The following is a 21,570-nucleotide window of genomic DNA, read 5'->3' on the forward strand; positions in this document are numbered from 1 at the left end:
CAGCACGGCCACGGCGCCGGCCGCCGCCAGCACGGCGCACCACGCCAGCAGCCGCGCGACCGCCTTCCCGGGGGAGCCCGGCATCCGCGTCCGGTCCATGGCGCCCTCTCCCGTGGTGTTCGGCCTTCCGGCCCGCTGCCGGCCACCAGTCTGCGCACCCCCGCACGGGCGGGCACCACGGGCGGGCCGTACGAGTGAGCCCGGCCGCAGTCCTAGATGCGGAAGGAGTGGAGGGAGAACTCTCCGTCCTTCTCCAGGCTGTCCAGGACCACCCGCTCCAGCGGCGCCGCGTGGTGGGCGGAGAGCTGGCGGGAGGGGTCGAGCCGCTGGAGGAGGCGCTCCAGGCACAGCACGAGCCAGCCGCCTGCGGCGAACTCGCCGCCCAGGTCCTTCCGGTTGACCTGCCAGGTGAGCAGGCAGGAGGCGGCGGCGTGGTACACGGCGTGCTCGGTCGCGACCGACTGGGCCCGCACGCTGCCGCTGTCCCAGTCCCGCTCGGCGGTGACCGAGGACCAGCATGCCGTGCTGCGCTCCCGGAACTCTCCTACCAGGCCGCGCAGCTCCGGCAGGACCGGGAGGGGATCCGGCGCCGCGGCCAGCTCCCCGAGGTGCCGCTCCGCCTCGTCCCAGCCGGTGGTGATCTCGTCGTGCCCCCGGTTGCTCAGCTGGAGCCGGGAGCCGTCGGGTTCCCACCGGGGCGCGTCCCGCGTCATGCAGAAGACCGCCTCCAGCAGCCGCCGGCGCCCGGCCGCCTCCTCGGCGGTGGCCTCGCGCGAAGCGCGGCGCAGGACGTGCGGGAGCTGGTGGGCCACCCCGTGCAGGTTCACATGCGTGGTGCCCTCGAAGACGCTGGCGATGGCGTGGTCCCGCTGCAGCTTCTGGAAGATGCCGTCGGCCACTCCCTCGCGCAGATAGCCGCGGGCGCCCAGCACCGCGGCCATGCTCGCGACGACCTCCTCGGCCAGCACCGGCACGAAGAACTTCACCACGGAGGACCACAGGCTCAGCCGCGACGGGGCGACGCTGAGGGCCCGGCTGACCGGCACCGCCACGCACTCGCCGATGAGCAGATCCACATGGGCCTTCAGCAAGGTGTCCCGGATGACGGGCAGGTCGTAGACGGGGCGTCCGTACAGCTCGCGGTCGTGCGCGTAGCGCAGGGCGATGCGGATGGCGGCGTCCATCGTTCCGATCGAGAGAGCGGCGATGGCGGTGCGGGTGATCTGGAGCGCCTTCAGCGTCTGGGCGAGACCGGTCCCCTCGTGCCCGATGACCGAGGAGGCGGGTATCGGGGCCTCGTCGTAGACGATGCCGCTCAGATCGTGCCCGCGCAGGCCGGCGGTCCGTACGGCGGGCAGCTGCGCCCAGGTTCCCGGGGGCAGTTCGGCCTTGTCCACCAGCAGCAGCGAGAACCTCCTCCCCTCCTCCGCACGCGCGAAGGTCGTGACGAAGCGGGCCCTGGTGGCGTTGCCGACGGGCCACTTGGCTCCGGAGAGCACGAGGTGGCCGCCCGTGTGCCGGACGGTCGTCGCGCTGGACATCAGATCGCTGCCGTGGTCCGCCTCCGAGACCCCGAAGCAGGTGAGCCTGCCGCGCAGGATCTCCGCCGCCAGCGCCTTCTTCTGCTCGTCCGACCCCCAGAGCCACACCGGATTGGCGCCCAGCAGGGCCGAGCCGAACATCACGGCGACGGTGAGATTTCGCTGCGCGACGGTGCGGGTGACGCAGAAGAGCTCTTCGAGGTTGCCGAACCGGCCGCCCTGCTCCACCGGCACCAGAAACTCCTGGAATCCCCAGGAGCGTATGGCGTGAATCGCGCCTTCGGGAAGTTCGTTGCGCTCCTCTGCCGCAACTGTCTCTCGATAGGAGAAGGGCCCTCCGGGTTCCCGAGGGTTTCCCAGGAATGTGCCCAGTTCTGCGGCAGCCGCTCGGGCCGAGGTCATGCCAGGGTTTTCGGTGCTGGTCATACCATTTCCCTTCTGCCGCGCTATCCGAACTCAGCAGTCGCCATCCTAGGCGCCGCAATAGCGGTTCTGAAGCCGGATCCATGCCGCAGGACCACGATGAAAGAGCTCCTTTAGCTGTCGATAGCCATCACTTTTGCGGGCACCACTAGTGTGGCTCCGCGACGTCAGGAAAAACCGGTGAGAACAGTGGGGGTCCCTTGCACCAGTCGAATCCGGCATCTTTTTCGAAGATGATCCAGCAGCACGTCCAAAGGGGGGACCGTACTGCTTTCTCCTTCATCCGGGACGCGAAGAACGGAGAAGTCAGCAACACGCTCACCTACCGGGAGCTGGACGCGTCGGCACGCGGGATCGCCGCCCGGCTGACCGCGGACGGCGGCCCCGGGCAGCGAGTCCTGCTGCTCTTCCCGGACGGGCTCGACTTCGTCAAGGCGTTCGTGGGGTGCCTCTATGCGGGCGCCGTGGCCGTGCCGGCCCCGCTGCCCGACCGGTTCCGGACGGCCGCCGACCGGGCGGCCGGGATACTGCGCGACGCGGGAGCGGGCACCGTGCTCACCGACCGCGCGCACCTCGACAGCGTCCGGGCGTGGCTGCGCGCCCAGGGCGCCCCCGGGACGGCGTGCGCCGACGCGGGGACCCTCGCGGGCACGGCGGAGACCCGGAGCCCTCCGGCGCCCCCGCCGGAGAGCCTCGCCTTCCTCCAGTACACCTCGGGTTCGACGAGCGAGCCCAAGGGGGTGATGGTCTCCCACGGAAACCTGCTGGCCAATCTGGAGTCGATTCACCGCACCATCGGCGGCACGCCGGAACTCAGCGCCGTGGGCTGGCTGCCCGTCATCCACGACATGGGGCTCGTCGGGCAGCTGCTGTCGGTGCTCCGCGCCGGAGGGCATCTCGTCCTGATGCCGCCGAACGAGTTCCTCCGCCGCCCGCACCGGTGGCTCAGCCTCGTCCAGGAGTTCAGGGCCACCCACACCGCCGCTCCGAACTTCGCCTTTGATCTGTGTCTGCGGCGGATCACCGACGAGCAAGCGGCCTCCCTGGACCTGACGAGCCTTGAGGTCGTGCTCAACGGGGCGGAGCCGGTGCGCGCGGACACCATGGCCGCGTTCGCCGACCGCTTCGCCCGCGCCGGCTTCGACCCGGCCGCGTTCTCGCCCTGCTACGGCATGGCCGAGGCGACGCTGTTCGTGTCCGGCAGCCCGCGGCTGGAACCTCCCGTCACCGCCGCGGCGGACCCGGAAGCGCTGGCGGAGGGCGTGCTCAGACCGGCCGCGCCGGGCGCGGCGCAGCGGCGTCTGGTCAGCAGCGGCCGCCCGCTGGGCGCCTCGGTGGCGATCGTCGACACCGGGACCGGGGAGGTGCTGCCCGACGGCCTGGTCGGCGAGATCCGGGTGCGCGGTGCGGCGGTGGCCCAGGGCTACTGGCGGCGCGGCGCCCTCACCCGGGAGACGTTCGGGCAGACCACCGCGGTGCCGGGCGCGGAGGAGGGCTGGCTGCGCACCGGGGACCTGGGGGCGATGCGCGCGGGCGAGCTCTTCGTCACAGGACGCCTCAAGGACGTGGTCATCGTCGGCGGCCGCAACCTCTATCCGCAGGACATGGAGTACGTCCTGCAGCGTGCGGACGAGCACCTGCTGGCCGACGCCGGCGCCGTGTTCGGCCGGACGGCGGGGAGCGCGGACGTCGTGGTCGTCCAGGAGGCCAGGCCGGTGCTGTTCCGCTCCGGGGATCCCGAGGAAGTCGCCGGGAAGATACGCCGGGCTCTGGCCCGGGAGTTCGACATCTCCCCCCGGACGGTGCTCCTGACGCGGCCCGGGACCGTGCGCAAGACCACGAGCGGGAAAGTGCGCCGCTCACTGATGAGGCAGCTGTTCATCGACGGCGCGCTCGAAGGCGCCGGCTACCGAACGGACGTCCCGGCCGGAGCGTCGGCCGGGCAGAGAGGACAGTGACCATGGCGAGCAGTGCTGGGGACTCGACCGACGAGTTCCGGACCTGGTTGACCGAGCGTGTGGCCTTCTACCTGGACCAGCCGGCGGAGAGCATCGACCCCGCCGTCGAACTCGCCGAATACGGGATGGACTCCATCTACGCCCTCAGTGTCATCAGCGACATCGAGGACCGGCTGGGCATGGAGCTGGACGTCGGCGAAGTGCGCCAGTACCGCACCGTCGACGCCCTGGCGGACTATCTGGGGCAGTTCGGCGCCGCGCGCACGGAGCCGGCGCCGGAGCCGGAGCCGGCGCGGACCGCGGGGGACGTCTGATGGCGCTGCCCGATCGGCCGCGGCTCGTCGCGCTGGGCGACTCCATGACGCAGGGCCGGGACGACCCGGCTCCCGGGGGAGGCTGGCGCGGATGGGTACCGCGGCTGGCCCGCCAGCTCGGCATCCCCCGGGACACGGTGGCCAACACCGCGGCGGAGGGCGCCACGGCGGCGGACGTCGTCGAACGGCAGATCCCCCGGGTGCGGAACGCGCGGCCCGGGATCGTGGCCTTCATCTGCGGCATGAACGACATCACGGGCAGCGGCGATGCCGCGGAGTCGAAGCGCGGCTGCGAGGCGCTGCTCTCCTGGGCCGCGGGGACCGGTGCTCTGGTGCTCACCTCGGGTGTCGTGCCCTGCTGGGAGAAGCTGCCGGTCTCCCGGGTCCGGCGGTCGCGCCTCCAGCGCGACGTCGCCCGGTTCAACCACGACCTGGCGGCCCTGGCCGCCGCGCACGGCGCGTCGTGCCTGGATCCGGCGGTGCTGCCCGAGGCGCGGGACCCCGCCATGTGGGCCGGGGACGGCATCCACTTGTCGCCCCTGGGCCACCAGGTGATCGCGCGGGAGTTCACCCGGCTGGTGCGCCAGAGGCTGCCGCTGGAGGCGTCGGCGCGTCTGTCGCTGGGCCTGGGCCTGGAGGTGGGGACCTGACGGGCGCGGTGCGCCGGCCCGTCCGCCGGCGGGCCGGCGCGCTGCCGGCGAGCGGGCGGCTCAGCTCCCGAGGGGACGTCGGGCACCGGACGTCCTGAGTGCGTCGCGCGTCACCGCGAGGAACCCGTCGGCGATCTCGGCATAGCCGCGCGCCGACGGGTGGAACCGGTCCGCGGCGAAGAACACGCGCGGCTCGTCCGCCATGGCGTCAGCGGGCAGCGGCACGCAGAACGCGCCGTTCGCCGCAGCGCAGGCGCGCAGCGCCCGGTCCATCCGCTGGGCCCGCAGGCCGAGAGCCGCCCGCAGGGGCTGCGGAAGCGCGGGGAACCTCCCGACCGGGGGCAGCCCGCAGAACACGAGCGGCGGGGCCGTTCCCAGCCGGTCGCGGACCGTGGCGATCAGAACCTCCAGATCCCGCCGCCAGTTCCGCAGCCCCCGGTACCGGAGAAGGTCGTTGATCCCCACCACGACGATCACCAGATCCGGGGACGCGACCGGCCCCTTGGCCAGCTTCCTCGCGGTCGACTCGGCGGTGGCTCCCCCGCGCGCCACCACCTGCCAGCTGACCGAGCGGCCGGTCTCCGCCGCCCATCGGTCCGCCAGCCGGCCGGCCAGGCCGGCGCTGTGGTGCGGGACGCCCACTCCCGCGGCCATGGAGTCCCCCACGACGAGGAGCCGCAGCGCGGGCTCGGCGCCGGGCACTCCTCCGACGGCACCGGCGGCCTCGGACAGCCGCGGCGTCCGCTTTTTCACCCGCAGGATCTGCGGGACGAGCACGGGCAGGAGCAGCAGCGAAAGCCGCTGGACGGTGCGGAGTACGTGGTCGTTCACCGGGGCCTCGCCGCCCCGGCCGGGCCGCCGGCGGCTGGGGTGTCCTGCTCCATGCGGGCCCCGACGGTCCGGGCCAGGGTCATGGCGGCAGGCAGCGGGCGGACCATGACCACCAGGCTGGTCACCAGCCCGGCCGCGTCGTATTCGAGGACGTCGACGCCCTGCAGGGGCTTGTGTTCCACTCGCGCGTCGAAGAGCAGCACATGGGTGCGGCCGCCCTCGTCCCGGCTGTCGTTCCACAACTCCTGTGTGTAGCGGAACTCCTGGAGCACCTCCGACAGGACGCGGAGGAACGCGGCGACCTTCGTACGTCCCCGGTAGGGGCGGACCATGACCGGGCTGAAGAACGTCACATCGGCGGCGAGCGTCTTCTCCACCGCGGTCATGTCGCGTAACTCGACGGCCTCGCGGAAGGCGCGGACGGGCATCATGCAGACGGGTCCCTTCGTGGTCGGAGTTCCGGCCCCGTGCGTCACAGGGCCGGAGTCAGGCGGGTTTCCAGGGCGGGGTCGCGGTTGAGAATGGCCTGCTGCAGGGACTTGAGGCGGGCTCCGGGCTCCAGGCCGAGCTCTTCCACCAGGGCGCTGCGCACGGCCCGGTACGTCTCCAGCGCCTCGGCCGTCCGCCCGCAGTGGTACTGAGCGATCATCAGCTGCTCGTGCAGCCCCTCGCGCAGCGGCTGCCGCTTGATCAGCTCGGTCAGGCGGGGAATGGTCGTGCCGTACCGGCCCAGCAGCAGGTCCATGGCGATGTGCTGCTCCTGGGCCGCGAGCCTGGCCTCGTTGAGCCGCCCGGCCTCGGCGTTCAGTTCGGCCGGCCCGGTGATGTCGGCCAGGGCCGGCCCGCGCCACAGCCCCAGAGCCCGTCCGAACAGCAGGGACGCGCGCTCGATGTCCCCGGCGCACTCGGCCCTCCGCGCCGCCGAGCACAGCGCCTCGAACCGGGCCAGGTCCAACTCGTGCTCCTGGACGGCCAGGATGTAGCCGGAAGGCGCCGTCACCAGCCGGGTGGAGGCATCGCGCTCCGCGCTCCCTTCATGGACCGAGAGATGTCTCCTCAGTCTGCAGATGTAGACCTGCAGCGCCGTCTTGGCGGTCCTCGGCGGCGCCGAGTTCCACATCTGCTCGACCAGGTCGTCGGCGACGACGACGCGGTTGGCGTTGAGCAGCAGCAGGGCGAGCAGTTCGCGGAGCTTCCGCGGGGTGGGAGTGATCAACCGGTCGGGTTCCTGATACACGGCGACCGGCCCGAGCAGCCTGAATTTCACCAGTACCTCCACTGAGCACTGAGCCGAGACCTGTGTGGCAGTTGCGATGTGCGCGCGGCAGATGCCCGGACTCCGGTCACGGGCAAGCGGGTCCGCCGCGCGGGTTCGCCGAGGGGAGCTCGGCGGCACACCGGCGCGGGCCTGCGGAGCAGTTGTGGAGGTACGAGCGCGCTTCTATGCCCCTCTTGCCCCCGTTGTTACGCACTTGCCCGATCCCTTGATCATACGGTTGACTATCGTTCCGAGGCGCTCTGCTGTTCGTTGGACTGCTCCGCGATGATGAACCGTTCTCAACTGTAGGTTCAGAGGCGGAGAACAGTAATCGACTTCCAGTCGAGTTCTGCGAGGTGATGGTGGATCAAGCAACCGGGTCTCAGGGCGATCAGACGCTGGCCGGCCGCCTTGAGGCGCTCTTCGATCGCGTCCGACCCGCGGGCCTGCGGGGTCGCAGGTACACGAACGACGAAGTCGCCCTTGCGATCAAGAAGGACGACTACGCGGTCCGGGTGAGTGGAGCCTATCTCTCCGCTATCCGCAGGGGGTCGAAGACCAATCCGTCGACCGACCTCCTGCGCGCCCTGGCCCGCTTCTTCGGCGTCCCCGCCTCGTACTTCCTGGACGAGGATCCCGACGGGCAGGTGGATGCGGAGATCGCCCTCGCCCGGGTCGCGCAGAACAACGAAGTCCGAAACCTTGCGATGCGGGCCCTGGACCTCTCGCCGGAGAGCCTGACCGCGGTCAGCCAGATCGTCGACGTCTATCTGCGCAGCGATGGTGCCCCCTCAGGGTCCGGCACGCGGAATGAGCACAAGGAGTAGACCGACGGAGGGCTGTGCCCTGATGGACAAGAGAGCCATGCGACGGAGCTGTGCGCTGTTGGTCCGCGGGCTCGTCAGCGAGCGCCCGGATGATCCGGGCGCCTGGATCGACCCGCTGTGCGGACGGCTGCGGGAGCTGTCGGGACGCGCCGTACGGCACAAACTGGTCGCGTTTCCGCCCCGCACCGTCAGCGGCCTGTGGGTGGCGACGGAGGATACGGACCACATACTCTGCGAGCAGAACACCAGCCCCTGGCATCAGCTCCTGATCACCGGGCATGAGGTCTGGCACATCCTGGACGGCCGCCGGCCCGCCGCCGGCGGAGCCCGCTGCCTGCCCGCGGTGGACGCCGGCTCGCTGAGCTCCGAGGCCCTCGGGCGCATCATGGCCGCACGGGGACCCTACGACGCCCGAGCGGAGCGCGAGGCCGACCTGTTCGCGTCACTGCTGCTGGCCAGGCTGACCAGCCGGTCGTGGAAGCCGGGGTACGGCACCCCGAGCGACGTCGCCGTCCACCGGGTGGACAGAACGCTGCGCGGGGTCGCCGGGAGGGATGGCCCGTGATGGAGCGCAGCGTGGGCTACTGGGCGTGCGCTGTGCCGCTGTGGCTGGTGTTCGCGTCCAAGGCGATCGAGCTGACGAGAGCCTGGCACGACCCCATGCGCCGCGCCGTGTGCGCGACGCTGCTGTCCTGCGCGGCGATTCCCACCCTCACCGCGCCCGCGGCGATGGGCGCGGTCAACGACCTCTCCGGGGTGCCCAACCTGGGCATCTTCGTCGTCTTCTCGCTGGGGATCACGCTGGCGGCCTCGGTGCAGGTCCTCGTCGTGTACTGGCAGGAGCCGGACGGCCAGTCCGCGGTCGTGGCACGGCGCTGGATCGCGGGATACGGGGGCGTGCTGCTGGGGATGTCCGGGCTGTTCTGGGCGGGCGAGGCGCCCGTCGAGCGCCGCACCGACTTCGAGACGTTCTACGCGGACACTCCCTACATCTCCGAGTTCGTTCTGCTCTATCTGACCGCCCAGGCGGTGGCCATGGTCAGTGTGAGCCGGAGGTGCCTGCGCTGGGCCCGGCTCGCGGGGGACCCCTGGCTCCGGCGGGGCCTGAGGCTGATCGCGACCGGCGCGGCGTTCGGCGCCGGTATGAGCGTGGCCCGGGGCCTGGCGATGGCGGCCCGGTGGCTCGGCGGCAACTGGGACGTGCTCAACACGAGGGTGTCCGTCCTGTGCACCCTGCTCGGGCTCCTCCTGGGAGTGCTGGGTTTCGCGCTCCCCGCGTGGGCCGGACACCTCGTGGGCCCCCGGGAGGCGCTGCGCTCCTATCGCGGCTACCGCGAGCTGTATCCGCTGTGGAACGCCCTGCGCACCGCCGTGCCCACCATCGTGCTCCCCGCCCGGATCCCGTGGTGGAGCGTGCAGCTCCGGCTGACCCGGCGGCTGGCGGAGATCAACGACGGTCGGCTGGTGGTGTGGCCGTTGACGGACCAGCGGGTGGCCCTCCGGGCCCGCCGCCTGGGGCGGCAGGCCGGCCTGTCGGCCGCCGAGCAGAGCGCCGCGGTCGAGGCCGCGCTGCTGAAGGGCGCCCTCGACGCCCGGCGGGCCGGTGCCGACGGCGGGTCCGCCAAGGAGCCGCCGCCCGAGCCGGCCGACCCGGTCGCCGTGCCCGGAGGGCTGAGCGAACTGGAGTGGCTCACCCTCGTCGGCCGGGCCTTCGCCGGCGCGGTCGCCACGGCGGCGGCGCTGCCGCGCAGCACCGCCTGAGCCCGGCGGCCCGGCCCGCGTCGCGCACCGCCGCCGCCCGGCTCCGCCGGAGGAGCAGCACTCAGGGGCCAGAGTGGCCCGGGTGGCGCGTGGTGGAGGTGTGTTCCGCCTCCTGGACGTCGTCATTGACGGCACAACAAGAGATGCGGATCGTGGGGGACTTGACCAGCGGGGCGCGGACCGAAGCCTCGGATCTGCCGTGGCGCGGAAGCGGCGGGCGGATGTCCGCACGCGTGGAGCGCCCGCCGGTCCAACGGGTGGATTCCTGGAGGAACACAAGTGGACGGAACAGCGTTACACGACGACCGACTGCCAGCAGTGGAACGGCCCGTCCGCAGTCAGGCACCGCGCCTGTCCGGACCGCACACTCCCACACCCCCTCTTCCCTCGCCCCTCCGCGCCGGGACAGCCGACGGCGCCTTCGAGCACCTGCTCGTCCTCGACGCCGGTCCCGAGCATCTCGCCGCGCTCGCCCGCTACCGCGGCGCCGCGCCCGTCCGCGGCGTCTTCACCCTCACCGCCGGCGGCCGCCTCCTGCCGCGGCTCCGCACGGAGCTGACCCGCGCCGAGACGGCCCGCCTGCACCAGGTGCTGCGCCCGCTCGGCAGCGCGTCGGCCGCGGGCGACGTGCTCTATGTGCGCCGTGCCGACCTGCCGCTGGACGACGGGGACGTGCGGCGGCTGACCGGCGTCCGGCTGGCCGCGGAGGGCGGGCCCGGCGCCGCGCTCGCCCGGTTCCTCTCCTGCCTGCTGGACGACCCCGTTCCGCTGGGGCCGCCGGATGAGCTGCGCCTGGGACGGATCGCGCTGGACCTGCTCCTGACGGCCCTGTGGCGCCACCTGGACGCCGGCAGCGCGGGTGCCCCTCCCGACCCCCGCCAGGAGCTGATCCTGCGGCTGCGGCTGTACATCGAGGAACACCTCGCCGACCCCGCGCTCTCGCCCGCCGTGCTCGCCGAGGCCCACCACATCTCCGTACGCCAGCTCCACCGGGTGTTCCAGCAGCAGGGCGCGACCGTCGCCTCGTGGATCAGGGCGCGCCGTCTGGAGCGCTGCTGCCAGGACCTCGCCGACCCGGCCCAGGCGCATGTGCCGGTGCACGCGGTCGCCGCGCGCTGGGGCTACCGGCGCGCCCCCGAGTTCACCCGCGCCTTCCGCGCGGTGTACGACATGCCGCCCAACACCTGGCGCCGGCGCGCGCTGCGGGCCGCCGGGACGGTGCGGGAAGCGGACGCGGGGCGCCCGCGATGAGCGGGCCGGCGCACCGGCAGCGCGGCCTGCTCCGCCGCACGGGCACCTCGCTGGTCTCGGCCCGGCCCGCCGCGCGGGCCCTGCTCGAACACCACACGGGCCTGCGCGCCGCGCGCCTCGCAGCGGCGGCGGCCGACGGGCTGCGCGAGCGGCTGCGCCCCACGCGCGGCCGGATGCGGGCGCTGACGGCCGGACCGGGCGGCCTCGCGTGGCGCGAGGTGCCGCAGCCCCCGCCTCCGGGCCCCCGGGGCGCGAGCGTGCGCCCGATCGCCGCGGCCACCTGCGACATGGACCGCCCGCTCGCGCTGGGGGCCACCCCGTTCCCCCTCCCGGCGCACCTCGGCCACGAGTGCGTCGCCCAGGTGCTGGAGGTGGGGGACGAGGTCACCCGGGTGCGGCCCGGCGACCAGGTGGTGGTCTCCTTCCAGGTGGCCTGCGGCCGCTGCCCGTCCTGCGCCGGGGGCGCGACCGGCGTGTGCGAGGAGGTGCCGCCCTGCTCCATGTACGGCTTCGGGGCGATGGGCGGCCACTGGGGCGGCACCTTCTCGGAGGTCGTCGCGGTGCCGTACGCCGACGCGATGCTCTTCCGGCTGCCGCCCGGCGTCTCACCGCTCGCCGCCTCCAGCGTCGCCGACGGGGTGTGCGACGGCTACCGGCACCTGGCCCGCCACCTGCCGGGCCTGCTGGACCAGGACAAGGACACCGAGGTACTGATCCTCGCGGGCCTGGCGCGCCGGCCGCTCTTCTCCCCGAGCGCGGCCCTGTACGCGGGGCTCGCGGCCCGGGCCCTCGGCGCCCGCGAGGTGCGGCTGTGCGACAGCAGGCCCGCGGTGCGGGAGCGGGCCGCCCAGCTCGGCATGGTCCCGCTGGCCCCGCGCGAGCTGGGCCCGAGGCAGCGGGCCCGGCTCGTCATCGACCGCAGCTGCCACCGGCGCGGGGTGCCGCTGGCGCTCTCGCTCACCCGGCCCGAGGGGGTCTGCGCCTCCACCGGCGGACTGCACCGGGTGGCGCGGGTGCCGTATCTGACCTCGTTCGGGCGGCGGGTGACGCTCCAGCTCGGCGACTCGCACAACCAGGCCGCCGTGCCCCGCGTACTGGAGCTGATCGCCGCCGGCGAGCTGCGGCCCGAGCTGGTCATCAGCCGGACCGCGCCCTTCGACGACGGAGTACGCGCGCTGCGCGCGCATGTGCGCGGGGACGCGGTCAAGACCGTGCTGGTGGAGAGCCGATGACGGCGCGGAATGCCAAGGGGTGGGCGCTGAGCGCTAACGACTTCCGCCCGGCCCGTGTGCGAATGTTCCCTCACACCGGCTCCGCCTCCGGTGTGCCGCACGACGGCCTGGCAGGAGTAGCGCCCGCATATGCGACACTCCGTCCCGATCGGCACCGCGTCCTGATGAGGTGAGATGGCTTGACCGCATCGTCGTCCGCACGGCAGTGGCGGGCACCCAACCCGGAGTTCGCGAAGGTCGTCCAGGACGCGTTCGAGAAGCAGTCCGCGATGGCGCTGCTCGGCGCGACGCTGGAGGTGTGCGAACCGGGCGTCGTGCACATCGGGCTGCAGTGCCACGAGCGGGTGATGTCGCACATCCCGCCGGCTGTGCACGGCGGGACCGTCGGGATGATCGCGGACAGCGCCATGGGGTTCGCGGGGCTCACGCTCGCGGACGTGGGCGAGCAGGGCGTGACGGCGGAGTACAAAATCAACTTCCTCGCACCGGCCGTCGGAGATCAGCTCATCGCGCGCGGCGAGGTGTTCAAGAAGGGCGCCAAACTCACGGTGGCCACCGCCGAGGTCGTCGCCGTGCAGCCGGACGGCGCCGAGAAGAAGGTCGCGATGTCCACCGCCACGCTCATCCCCTTGTGACGCCCCGATGACGCCCTGTGCGGCGCCCCCGGTGACGTGAGCAACCTGGTGTCGAGAGGAATGCGATGACCGAGCCCGACACGGAATTCCGCACGATGCTCTACACGGTCGACGGTCCTGTCGCCCGCATCACCCTCAACCGGCCCAAGCGCGGCAACGGCATCACCCTCGACATGGCCGGAGAGCTCCAGCGCTGTGTCGAGCGCGCCAATGTCGACGCAGCCGTCCATGTGATCGCGCTCACCGGCAACGGCCCCGGATTCTGCGGGGGCTACGATCTCGCGAGCGCGGAGAGCCTGAACGCCTACGACCCGCAGAGCGCCGAGGCCCCGGCCGGCGGGCCGCTCGACCCCATGGTCATGGCCGCCAACCACGACCAGAACGGCACCTGGGATCCGGTGACGGACTACCAGATGATGTCCCGCAACGTCCGCGGCTTCATGAGCCTCTTCCACTCGGACAAGCCGGTGCTCGTCAAGGTGCAGGGCTTCTGCGTCGCGGGCGGCACCGACATGGCGCTCTGCGCCGATCTGCTGGTGGTCGCCGACGACGCGAAGATCGGCTATCCGCCGGCCCGCGTCTGGGGCACCCCGACCTCCGCGCTGTGGGCGGCCCGGCTCGGCGTCGCGCGCGCCAAGCGGCTGCTGTTCACCGGTGACTGCCTCTCCGGCACCGAGGCGTACGAGTGGGGGCTGGCCACCGAGTCGGCGCCCGCCGACCAGCTCGACGAACGGTTCGAGACGCTGGTGCAGCGCGTCGCGCGGCTGCCCGTCAACCAGCTGGTCATGCAGAAGCTGCTGATCAACCAGGCGCTGTACGCCCAGGGGCTGCAGGCCACCCAGGTCCTCGGCACCTTCTTCGACGGGGTCTCCCGCCACTCGCCGGAGGGCTTCGGCTTCCAGTCGCAGGCGGCCGAGCACGGCTGGCGCGAGGCGGTACGCCGCCGCGACGAGCCCTTCGGCGACGCGGGCTCCTCCACCTTCAAGGGCTGACAGCGCCGCAGGGGGCGTCGCACCAGCACTGCCGCACCGCACCGCACCGACCACGGGGGACGTGTGAGTCACTACAGGGGAAATGTCGGCGATCTGGAGTTCAACCTCTTCGAGGTGCTCCGTATCCAGGACGGTTCGGGCTCCGCGTCCGGTGAGCGGCCCGACGAGGACACCGTGCGGGGCGTGCTGCGCGAGCTCGACCGCTTCGCCGCCGAGCAGCTCGCCCCCTCCTTCGCCGAGGTGGACCGCCACCCGCCCGTCCTCGATCCCGCCACCCACGCCGCGCAGCTGCCGCCCCCGCTGCGCGACGCCTTCGACAAGCTGTGGAAGGGGGAGTGGCACCGGCTCCACCTCCCCGCCGAGCTGGGCGGCTACGGGCTGCCGGGCTCCGTGCGCTGGGCGGCAGCCGAGATCCTGATGGCGGCGCACCCCGCGCTGCACATGTACTTCAGCGCCGTCCCCAACTGCGCCGACCTCGTCCACCGCCTCGGCAACGCCGAGCAGCGCGGCTGGGCCCGGCTGATGGCCGAGCGCGGCTGGGCCGGCACCATGTGCATCACGGAGCCCGAGGCCGGCTCCGACGTCGGCGCGCTGCGCACCCGCGCCGTCGCGCAGCCGGACGGGAGCTGGCATCTGGAGGGCGTCAAGCGCTTCATCACCGGCGGCGAGCACGACCTGACCGAGAACATCGTGCACCTGGTCCTGGCCCGTCCGGAGGGCGAGGGCCTCGCCCCGGCCCCGGGCACCAAGGGGCTGAGCCTGTTCCTGGTGCCCAAGTTCCACTTCGCGGCGGAGAGCGGGGAGCTCGGCGCGCGCAACGGCGTCTTCGCCACCCACCTTGAGGACAAGATGGGCGTGCGCGGCTCCACCACGGCCGAGCTGGTCTTCGGCGGCCACGGCACCCCGGCCTGCGGCTGGCTCATGGCGGACGAACACCGCGGCATCGCCCAGATGTTCGAGGTCATTCGCTGGGCCCGGATGCTGGTCGGCACCAAGGCCGTCGGCACCCTCTCCACCGGCTATCTCGGTGCCCTCGCCTACGCCAAGGAGCGCCGCCAGGGCCCCGACCTGACGCGCCTCACCGACCCGACCGCGCCCCGCGTCCCGATCATCGACCACCCGGACGTGCGCCGGCAGCTCATGCTCCAGAAGGCGTACACCGAGGGACTGCGCGCCCTCTATCTCTACACCGCCTCCCTCCAGGACCGCACCGACGCGCCGGAGCCGGGCGCCGCCACCCATGCGCAGGTGCACGACCTGCTGCTGCCCGTGGTCAAGGGCGTCGGCTCGGAGCGCGCCTACGAGCAGCTCGGGCAGGCGTACCAGGTGCTCGGCGGCTCCGGCTATGTGCGCGACCACCCCTTCGAGCAGTATCTGCGGGACGCGCGGATCGACTCGGTCTACGAGGGCACCACCGCGATCCAGTCCCTGGACCTCTTCTTCCGCAAGTACCTCAAGGACGGCGGGCTCGCCTGGGCCCGGATCGCCGCCGGGATCGAGGAGACGGCCACGGCCCCGGACGCCGGGGGCCCCGCGGACGACTCTGCCGACGGCGACGGCCCCGCCGACGCTCTCGCCGAGGAGCGCGCCCTGCTGCGCGTGGCCCTCGCGGACGTCTCCGCCATGCTCGGGGCGCTCTCCGCCGCCTTCGGCGAAGCGGCCGGGGACCCCGGGCACCTCTACCGCATCGGACTGCACTCCGTACGGCTGCTGATGAGCGTCGGCGACCTCCTGGTCGGCTGGCTCCTGCTGCGCCAGGCCGACATCGCCGCCGCGCCCGGCTCCCGTACGAGCGCGGACTTCAAGGCCGGCAAGGCGGCCGCCGCGGCCTTCTTCGCGCGCACCGTCCTGCCCGAACTCACCGCCCGCCGGCGCATCGTCGAGAGCGCCGACCACCGCCTCATGTCGGTACCGGCCGGGGCCTTCTGACCCGTACGGCCGACCACCCCACCCAGCGGACCGGTCCGTCCACAAGGAGAGCACCCATGATCACCGTCGAAGAAGTCACCAAGCTCATCCACCGGGAGATGCGGGGCAAGGCCCCCACCGGCATCGAGATAGCCGAGGACACCAAGCTGGGCGACCTCGGCCTCTCCAGCCTCCAGGTCACCGAGATCGTCTTCACCCTGGAGGAGACGCACGGCGTCGAGTTCGACCCGGCGCGCGCCGCTGACGCCCGGACCCTGGGCGACCTGATCGCCATCGGGAACGAGGCGCTCGCCGCTCAGGACTCCGCGTGACGCACACGCCCAAGGAGTGATCCCATGGACGGCCGGAAGCACTACGGATTCATCCTCGTCTCGTCGCTGCTGCCGCTCTTCGGCGTGGTGGCGGCCATGGTCCTGCTGTGGAACAGCCTAGCGGGACCGTCCGACCTCGTCGCCTTCCTCGTGATGTTCGTGATCGCGGGGCTCGGCGTCTCCACCGGATACCACCGGCTGCTCGCGCACCGGTCGTTCCGCACCTACCGCCCGATCAAGATCTTCTTCGCGACGGCCGGCGCCATCGCAGGCCAGGGCCCGCCGCTGATCTGGGTGGCCCACCACCGCAGGCACCACCGGGTCGCCGACAAGCCGGGCGACCCGCACAGCCCGTACCAGGAAGAGCAGCCCGGCATCCGGGGCGCCCTCAAGGGGCTGTGGCACTCGCACCTCGGCTGGCTGTTCGACCCGGGCCTCACCAGCGACCCCATCCGCTACTGCCCCGATCTCGCCCGCGACCGGGATCTGCGGGTGATCTCCCGCTGGTTCATCCCGATCGTGCTCGCGGGCATCGTGCTGCCCGGACTCATCGGGTTCGCGCTGACCGGCACCCTCTTCGGCTTCGCCACCGGTGCGCTGTGGGGCGGGCTCGTCCGCTTCTTCGTCAGCAACCACATCACCTACGCGGTCAACTCCATCGGGCACTACTTCGGCCGCCGCCGCTTCGACACCCCCGACGAGTCGCGGAACGTCGCGTGGCTCGCGATCCCGTCCTTCGGCGAGGCATGGCACAACAACCACCACGCCTTCCCACGCTCCGCCAGCCACGGCATGCGCTGGTGGGAGGTGGACGTGAGCGCGCTGGTGATCTCCGGCCTGAAGTCGGCCCGGCTCGCCTGGGACGTCATGGAGATCGACCGCGAGCGCCAGGAGCGCCGCGCCGACGGGCTGCGGAAGACCGGCGGCGGCCGTCAGGGGCGCTCCGCGCCGCCCGTGCCGCTCGCCGAGCGCAAGGACGCCGTCGTCGGGGTCGCGGATGTCGAGTGACGCGCGGCGCCCGGAGCGCCCGGAGCATCCGGAACACCCGGAGAACACGGCGCGGGACGTGCGCCCCCAGGGGCGCGGGGCGGCGGACAGCGCGGGGCAGCCGCTTCCCAGCCAGGGAAAGCTCTGGCAGCGCCTGACCCGCGACACCGCGGCGTTCACCACGGCGCTGCACGCCTGGGACGGCGACACCTACCGGGAGATCCCCTGGCCGCGCCTGGTGCGCGACGCCGAGGCGATGACCGCCGGGCTGCGGGCCGCGGGGGTGCGGCCCGGCACCACCGTGGCGTCGGTGCTCACCAACTCCGCCGCCACGGTGCGCGGCCTGCTCGCCGTCTGGCTCGCCGGCGGCGCCGTCGCCTCCCTGCCCGTGCCGGTACGCGGCATGAGCGCCGAGGAGTACCAGGGCCGGCTGCGCGCCATCTGCGGGCAACTGCGCCCGCCGGTCCTCCTCGTCGAGGAGCGGATGCGCACCCTGCTGCCCGAGCACCTCGGCTCCGGCACCCGGGTGCGCGCCTGGGAGGAGATGGACGGCACAGGCCGGATCGACCCCGCCCCGCCCGGGGACGACGAACTCGCCTTCGTGCAGTACTCCTCGGGCTCCACCAGCGCGCCCAAGGGCTGTATGCTCTCCACCCGCGCGATCACCGCGCAGCTGGAGCTGCTGGGCGAGCTGATCGACCCGCGGCCCGGCAGGGATGTGACGGTCGGCTGGCTGCCGCTCTCGCACGACATGGGGATGTTCGGCATCCTGCTCACCACCTGGTGGGGCGGGGCCGACCTGTATCTCTCCACGCCGGAGCGGTTCATGTTCGCGCCGGGCACCTGGTTCTCCGACATGGCCGCCGCGGGCGGCACCCTGACGGCCGGCACCCCGACGGGCCTCTTCCTCGCCGCGCGCTCGGCCAGCCGCGCGCCCCGGCTGGGCGACGGGCTGCGCGCCCGGGTCTGCATCGTCGGCGCCGAGCGCGTCGAGGAGCGGGCCCTGCGGTATGCCGTGGACGTCCTGGGCCCGTACGGCTTCCGCGAGGAGGCCCTCATGCCCGCCTACGGCCTCGCCGAGGCCACCCTCGCCGTCACGGCCACCCGCCGCGACGAGGCGCCCCGCGCGGTCACGGTGGACCCCACAGCGCTGGCCGCCGGCGAGCTGGTCGAGGCGGATCCCGCCCAGCCGGACGCCACCCGGCTGGTCAGCGCGGGGGCGCCCTGCGCCGGGGTCGAGCTGCCCGCTCCCGGCACATCGGCGGTCGGCGAGATCACCGTGCGGTCGCCGAGCCTGTCGCACGGCTATCTGGGCGACCCGGACGGCACCGCGGACCGCTTCGCCGGCGGCGTCCTGCACACCGGCGACCTGGGCTTCGTGCGCGACGGGCACCTCTATCCCGTGGGACGCGCGGACGATGTGATCTCGCTGGCCGGGCGGAAGGTGTACGCGAGCGAGATCGAGTCCGCCATCGACACCCTGGAGGGGGTGCGGCGCGGCTGCTCGACCCTCATCGGGCACCACGAGGGCACCGCGATGCGCTTCACCCTCTTCCTCGAACCGCGCGGCCGGGACCTGGACTTCGAGGCCCTCGCGCGCAGCGCCGCCGATCTGGCGATGCGGCGCGCCGCGGTCGGTCTGGACACCTGCGTCTTCCTGCGGCGCGGCGCCCTGCCCAAGACCCCCACCGGCAAGATCCAGCGGCACCGCTGCCGCCAGCTCTTCGACTCGGGCGGCTTCGAGCCGCTGGCCACCGTCGAACTCGCGCCCGCCGGGGGTCCGTCATGACCGGCGGTGCCCGGCCCGGCGGGCACCGCACCGTGCTGATCACCGGTGCGTCCGGGGTGATCGGCCGCGAAGTCGCCCGGGAGCTGGCGGACTTCCATGTGATCGGCACCGCGCACAGCGACTCCCGCCCGCTGCCCGTGGACGAGACGCTCCGCTGCGACCTGGCCGCCGAGCGGCTGGGCCTCGGCGTACCCGAGTGGCAGCGGCTGGCCGACCGTACGGATGTGATCGTGCACTCCGCCGCGCTGACCGAGTGGGGCCTGCCGCGCGCCCGGTACGAGGAGGTCACGCTGCGGGGCACCGAGCGGGTCGCCGAGCTGGCCCGCGCGGCCGGCGCGCCGGTCCACCAGGTGAGTACCAGCTTCGTACGGGCCATCGAGCGCGGCACGGTGGAGGAGATGAGCCCGGACAACGTGGTGACGCCCTACATCTGGTCCAAGTGGGAGTCGGAGAAGATCTTCGCGGCCTCCGGCATCCCGCACACGGTGTACCGGCCGACCAACCTCGTCGGCCACTCCCGCACCGGAGCCAGCGACCGCCCGCAGATCGTGCAGCGCCTGTCGGACTGGCTGGGGCGCGGCAAGGCCCCGTACTACCCGGCGCACCCCGGCAATCTGGTCGACCTCGTCGCGCTCGACACCACCGCGCAGGCCATCGCGCACGGGGTGCGCCAGGACGCGCTCGGGAAGCTGCTGTGGCTCACCTACGGCGACGGGGCGATGACCGTCGACGAGGCCCAGGACATCCTCATCCAGCACGCCCGGGGGCGCGGCAGGGAGCTGGCCCGGCTCGAAGTCGTCGATCCGGCCCTGCTCGGCGAGCGGGACCTGGCCGAGATCCCGGCCATCTCCCGGCAGTTCATGCGCACCCTCATCCATGTCAGCGAGGTCACGGCGGCGTCCGGCGGCGCGCTGCCCTCCTCCTGGCCCGAGCTCACCGCGCTCGGCGTCCGGCGGGTCAGCGACCGTGACGCCTTCCGGCACAGCCTCGCCTTCTGGGCGCGCGAGCGCGAGCGCGAGCGCGAGGGCGAGGGCGAGGGTGCCGCATGACCGACACGTACCACGAGACAGGGGAGTTCGGCATGGACGAGCAGGACCGCTGGGCACCGCCGGATCTCAGCGGCGCCGTGGCCCTGGTCACGGGCGCCAGCCGGGGCGTGGGGCGCGGTATCGCGCTCGCGCTCGGCGACGCGGGCGCCACGGTCTATGTGACCGGCCGCAGCGTGCGCGGGGGCGCCCGTACGGAGGATCTGCCCGGCACCGTGGACGACACCGCGGAGGGGGTCACCGCGCGCGGCGGCCAGGGCATCGCGGTGCGCTGCGACCACACCGACGACACCGACACCGAGGCCCTGTTCGCGCGCGTCACCGAGGAGGCGGGCCGGCTCGACCTGCTGGTCAACAACGCCTGGGCGGGCTACGAGCGCGGCATGGACGTGCGCTTCGACGCGCCCTACTGGGAGCAGCCACTGTGGCGCTGGGATCTGTGCGCCGGCTCGCTGCGCGGCCAGTTGCACGCCTCGCGGCTGGCGACACCGCTGCTGCTGGAGCGGGACCGCGCGCTGATCGTCAACATCTCCTTCACCGACGGCGACATCTACCTCGGCCAGGTCGGCTACGACGTGTGCAAGAACGCCTCCGACCGTATGACCCTGGGCATGGCCCACGACCTGCGCAAGCACGCCGTGGCGGCGGTGGCGCTGCATCCGGGCTTCGTCCGCACCGAGCGGGTGGAGGCGGCCTGGGACCGGCTGGGCTCGGGTCCGGCGCAGATCGTGCACACCCCGGAGTACGTGGGCCGCGCGGTGGCCCACCTCGCCGCCGACCCGAAGGCGGGCGAGGACTCCGGCCGGCGCCTCGCGGTCGGCGACCTCGCGGCGCGCTACGGCTTCACGGATGTGGACGGCAGGCAGCCCGCCGCCTTCCGGCTGGAGGGCCGGATGACGCTCGCGACCCGTATGCAGCGGCTCAACAGGGTCGTGGCGGCGCAGCGGGGTGAGAGCGGATGACCGGCGGAACGCCTGCCTACGCCGGCGCCTCCCAGGACGCCATCCAGGGGCACTACGACATCGGGAACGACTTCTACGGCCTGTGGCTGGACGAGACCCGCAGCTACTCCTGCGCGCTGTGGGACCGGGACACCCCCACCCTGCGCGCCGCGCAGGAGCGCAAGCTGGACTACCTCGTCGAGCAGGCGCGGGCGGCCGGGGCCCGCCGCGTGCTCGACATCGGCTGCGGCTGGGGCGGGCTGATGCGCCGTATGGTCGAGACCCACGGCGTGCGGCACGCCACCGGGCTGACGCTCAGCGACGCCCAGGCCGAGGAGGTGCGCCGCTGGGCGGACGCGCGCTACGACGTACGGGTCGAGAACTGGACCGAGCACACCTGCGCGGAGCCGTACGACGCCATCATCTCCATCGGCGCCTTCGAGCACTTCGCGGACTTCGGGCTGGGGCGCGCGGGCCGCATCGCCGCCTACCGCGCGTTCTTCGAGCGGTGCCGCGCGTGGCTGCCGCCCGGCGGACGCCTGGCGCTGCAGACCAATGTGAAGGGCAACAACGTCCGCCTCGACCGCAAGGCCGTGCGCGACCTGCTCTTCATCGTGGACCGCATCTTCCCCGAGTCCGAACTCCCCTGGACCTCCGAGATCATCGAGTCCTCGGAGCGGCTCTTCGACGTGCTGCACCTGCGCAACGACCCCGAGCACTACGCCCGCACCTGCGGCCTGTGGCTCCAGGGGCTGCGCGCGCGCCGCGAGGAGGCGCTGGCGCTCGTCGGCCCCCAGGTCGTCGCCGACTACGAGCGCTATCTGGAGGCGGCCGTCGCGGGCTTCACCCAGCGCCATCTGGGGCTGGTGCGGATCGTCCTCGAACGCGTATGAG

The 21,570-nt window shown here is 73.0% G+C and carries 21 protein-coding genes; 17 read left to right on the forward strand and 4 right to left on the reverse strand.

Annotated features, from left to right (window positions below; genetic code table 11):
* Positions 1 to 212: 212 nt before the first annotated feature.
* Positions 213 to 1,967, reverse strand: coding sequence for an acyl-CoA dehydrogenase family protein (locus G5C65_RS00920; protein WP_338146188.1), 1,755 nt, complete (start codon positions 1,965 to 1,967; stop codon positions 213 to 215).
* A 230-nt stretch (positions 1,968 to 2,197) separates the two neighbouring features.
* Here G5C65_RS00920 and G5C65_RS00925 point away from each other — a divergent pair, with 230 nt between their 5' ends.
* Genes G5C65_RS00925 through G5C65_RS00935 form a run of 3 tightly spaced genes read left to right on the forward strand, consistent with a single transcriptional unit; the run spans position 2,198 to position 4,886 of the window.
* Positions 2,198 to 3,922, forward strand: coding sequence for a fatty acyl-AMP ligase (locus G5C65_RS00925; RefSeq protein WP_165296612.1), 1,725 nt, complete (start codon positions 2,198 to 2,200; stop codon positions 3,920 to 3,922).
* Positions 3,923 to 3,924: 2 nt separating this feature from the next.
* Positions 3,925 to 4,236, forward strand: coding sequence for an acyl carrier protein (locus G5C65_RS00930; protein WP_165296613.1), 312 nt, complete (start codon positions 3,925 to 3,927; stop codon positions 4,234 to 4,236).
* Positions 4,236 to 4,886, forward strand: a complete 651-nt coding sequence (locus tag G5C65_RS00935; RefSeq protein WP_165296614.1) for an SGNH/GDSL hydrolase family protein — start codon at positions 4,236 to 4,238, stop codon at positions 4,884 to 4,886. The genes G5C65_RS00930 and G5C65_RS00935 overlap by 1 nt, the downstream gene beginning before the upstream one ends.
* Before the next feature lie 60 nt (positions 4,887 to 4,946).
* Here G5C65_RS00935 and G5C65_RS00940 read toward each other — a convergent pair whose 3' ends face one another.
* From G5C65_RS00940 to G5C65_RS00950, 3 genes are read right to left on the reverse strand one after another with little or no spacing between them, the layout of a single operon-like run.
* Entirely contained in the window at positions 4,947 to 5,717 is a 771-nt protein-coding gene (locus G5C65_RS00940) for a GDSL-type esterase/lipase family protein (RefSeq protein ID WP_165296615.1), read from the reverse strand.
* Positions 5,714 to 6,148, reverse strand: a complete 435-nt coding sequence (locus G5C65_RS00945; protein WP_241265456.1) for a nuclear transport factor 2 family protein — start codon at positions 6,146 to 6,148, stop codon at positions 5,714 to 5,716. Before G5C65_RS00945 ends, G5C65_RS00940 begins: the two co-directional genes overlap by 4 nt.
* A gap of 41 nt (positions 6,149 to 6,189) precedes the next feature.
* Positions 6,190 to 6,984 (reverse strand): BTAD domain-containing putative transcriptional regulator, encoded by a 795-nt coding sequence (locus G5C65_RS00950; RefSeq protein ID WP_165296616.1) that lies wholly within the window; start codon positions 6,982 to 6,984, stop codon positions 6,190 to 6,192.
* A gap of 350 nt (positions 6,985 to 7,334) precedes the next feature.
* On the opposite strand from G5C65_RS00950, the gene G5C65_RS00955 reads away from it, so the two are divergent.
* The 14 genes from G5C65_RS00955 (at position 7,335) to G5C65_RS01020 (ending at position 21,569) form a co-directional block, all read left to right on the forward strand.
* The gene (locus G5C65_RS00955) at positions 7,335 to 7,802 is read left to right on the forward strand and encodes a helix-turn-helix domain-containing protein (RefSeq protein WP_165296617.1); all 468 of its coding nucleotides are present in this window, start codon (positions 7,335 to 7,337) and stop codon (positions 7,800 to 7,802) included.
* A gap of 22 nt (positions 7,803 to 7,824) precedes the next feature.
* Positions 7,825 to 8,367 (forward strand): hypothetical protein, encoded by a 543-nt coding sequence (locus tag G5C65_RS00960; protein ID WP_165296618.1) that lies wholly within the window; start codon positions 7,825 to 7,827, stop codon positions 8,365 to 8,367.
* Positions 8,367 to 9,563 carry an MAB_1171c family putative transporter gene (locus G5C65_RS00965; protein ID WP_338146189.1) on the forward strand — a complete coding sequence of 399 codons (1,197 nt, stop codon included), beginning with the start codon at positions 8,367 to 8,369 and terminating at the stop codon, positions 9,561 to 9,563. Before G5C65_RS00960 ends, G5C65_RS00965 begins: the two co-directional genes overlap by 1 nt.
* 318 nt (positions 9,564 to 9,881) lie before the next feature.
* Positions 9,882 to 10,814, forward strand: a complete 933-nt coding sequence (locus tag G5C65_RS40310) for a helix-turn-helix domain-containing protein (RefSeq protein WP_165296620.1) — start codon at positions 9,882 to 9,884, stop codon at positions 10,812 to 10,814.
* Positions 10,811 to 12,046, forward strand: coding sequence for an alcohol dehydrogenase catalytic domain-containing protein (locus G5C65_RS00975; RefSeq protein WP_165296621.1), 1,236 nt, complete (start codon positions 10,811 to 10,813; stop codon positions 12,044 to 12,046). The genes G5C65_RS40310 and G5C65_RS00975 overlap by 4 nt, the downstream gene beginning before the upstream one ends.
* Positions 12,047 to 12,225: 179 nt before the next feature.
* Positions 12,226 to 12,681, forward strand: coding sequence for a PaaI family thioesterase (locus G5C65_RS00980; protein ID WP_241265457.1), 456 nt, complete (start codon positions 12,226 to 12,228; stop codon positions 12,679 to 12,681).
* 65 nt (positions 12,682 to 12,746) lie between these two features.
* Positions 12,747 to 13,673 carry a crotonase/enoyl-CoA hydratase family protein gene (locus G5C65_RS00985; RefSeq protein WP_165296622.1) on the forward strand — a complete coding sequence of 309 codons (927 nt, stop codon included), beginning with the start codon at positions 12,747 to 12,749 and terminating at the stop codon, positions 13,671 to 13,673.
* A gap of 63 nt (positions 13,674 to 13,736) precedes the next feature.
* Positions 13,737 to 15,602 (forward strand): acyl-CoA dehydrogenase C-terminal domain-containing protein, encoded by a 1,866-nt coding sequence (locus tag G5C65_RS00990; RefSeq protein WP_165296623.1) that lies wholly within the window; start codon positions 13,737 to 13,739, stop codon positions 15,600 to 15,602.
* A 56-nt stretch (positions 15,603 to 15,658) separates the two neighbouring features.
* The gene (locus tag G5C65_RS00995; protein WP_165296624.1) at positions 15,659 to 15,913 is read left to right on the forward strand and encodes an acyl carrier protein; all 255 of its coding nucleotides are present in this window, start codon (positions 15,659 to 15,661) and stop codon (positions 15,911 to 15,913) included.
* 24 nt (positions 15,914 to 15,937) lie between these two features.
* Positions 15,938 to 16,921 carry an acyl-CoA desaturase gene (locus tag G5C65_RS01000; RefSeq protein ID WP_165296625.1) on the forward strand — a complete coding sequence of 328 codons (984 nt, stop codon included), beginning with the start codon at positions 15,938 to 15,940 and terminating at the stop codon, positions 16,919 to 16,921.
* Positions 16,911 to 18,689, forward strand: coding sequence for an AMP-binding protein (locus G5C65_RS01005; RefSeq protein ID WP_165296626.1), 1,779 nt, complete (start codon positions 16,911 to 16,913; stop codon positions 18,687 to 18,689). The genes G5C65_RS01000 and G5C65_RS01005 overlap by 11 nt, the downstream gene beginning before the upstream one ends.
* Positions 18,686 to 19,738: an SDR family oxidoreductase gene (locus G5C65_RS01010; RefSeq protein WP_165296627.1), complete on the forward strand. Its 1,053-nt coding sequence runs from the start codon at positions 18,686 to 18,688 to the stop codon at positions 19,736 to 19,738. The genes G5C65_RS01005 and G5C65_RS01010 overlap by 4 nt, the downstream gene beginning before the upstream one ends.
* 32 nt (positions 19,739 to 19,770) lie before the next feature.
* Positions 19,771 to 20,697 carry an SDR family NAD(P)-dependent oxidoreductase gene (locus G5C65_RS01015; RefSeq protein WP_165296652.1) on the forward strand — a complete coding sequence of 309 codons (927 nt, stop codon included), beginning with the start codon at positions 19,771 to 19,773 and terminating at the stop codon, positions 20,695 to 20,697.
* Positions 20,694 to 21,569, forward strand: coding sequence for an SAM-dependent methyltransferase (locus G5C65_RS01020; protein ID WP_165296628.1), 876 nt, complete (start codon positions 20,694 to 20,696; stop codon positions 21,567 to 21,569). The genes G5C65_RS01015 and G5C65_RS01020 overlap by 4 nt, the downstream gene beginning before the upstream one ends.
* Position 21,570 lies beyond the last annotated feature (1 nt).

Source organism: Streptomyces boncukensis (genome assembly GCF_011045075.1).
Lineage (GTDB): Bacteria > Actinomycetota > Actinomycetes > Streptomycetales > Streptomycetaceae > Streptomyces > Streptomyces boncukensis.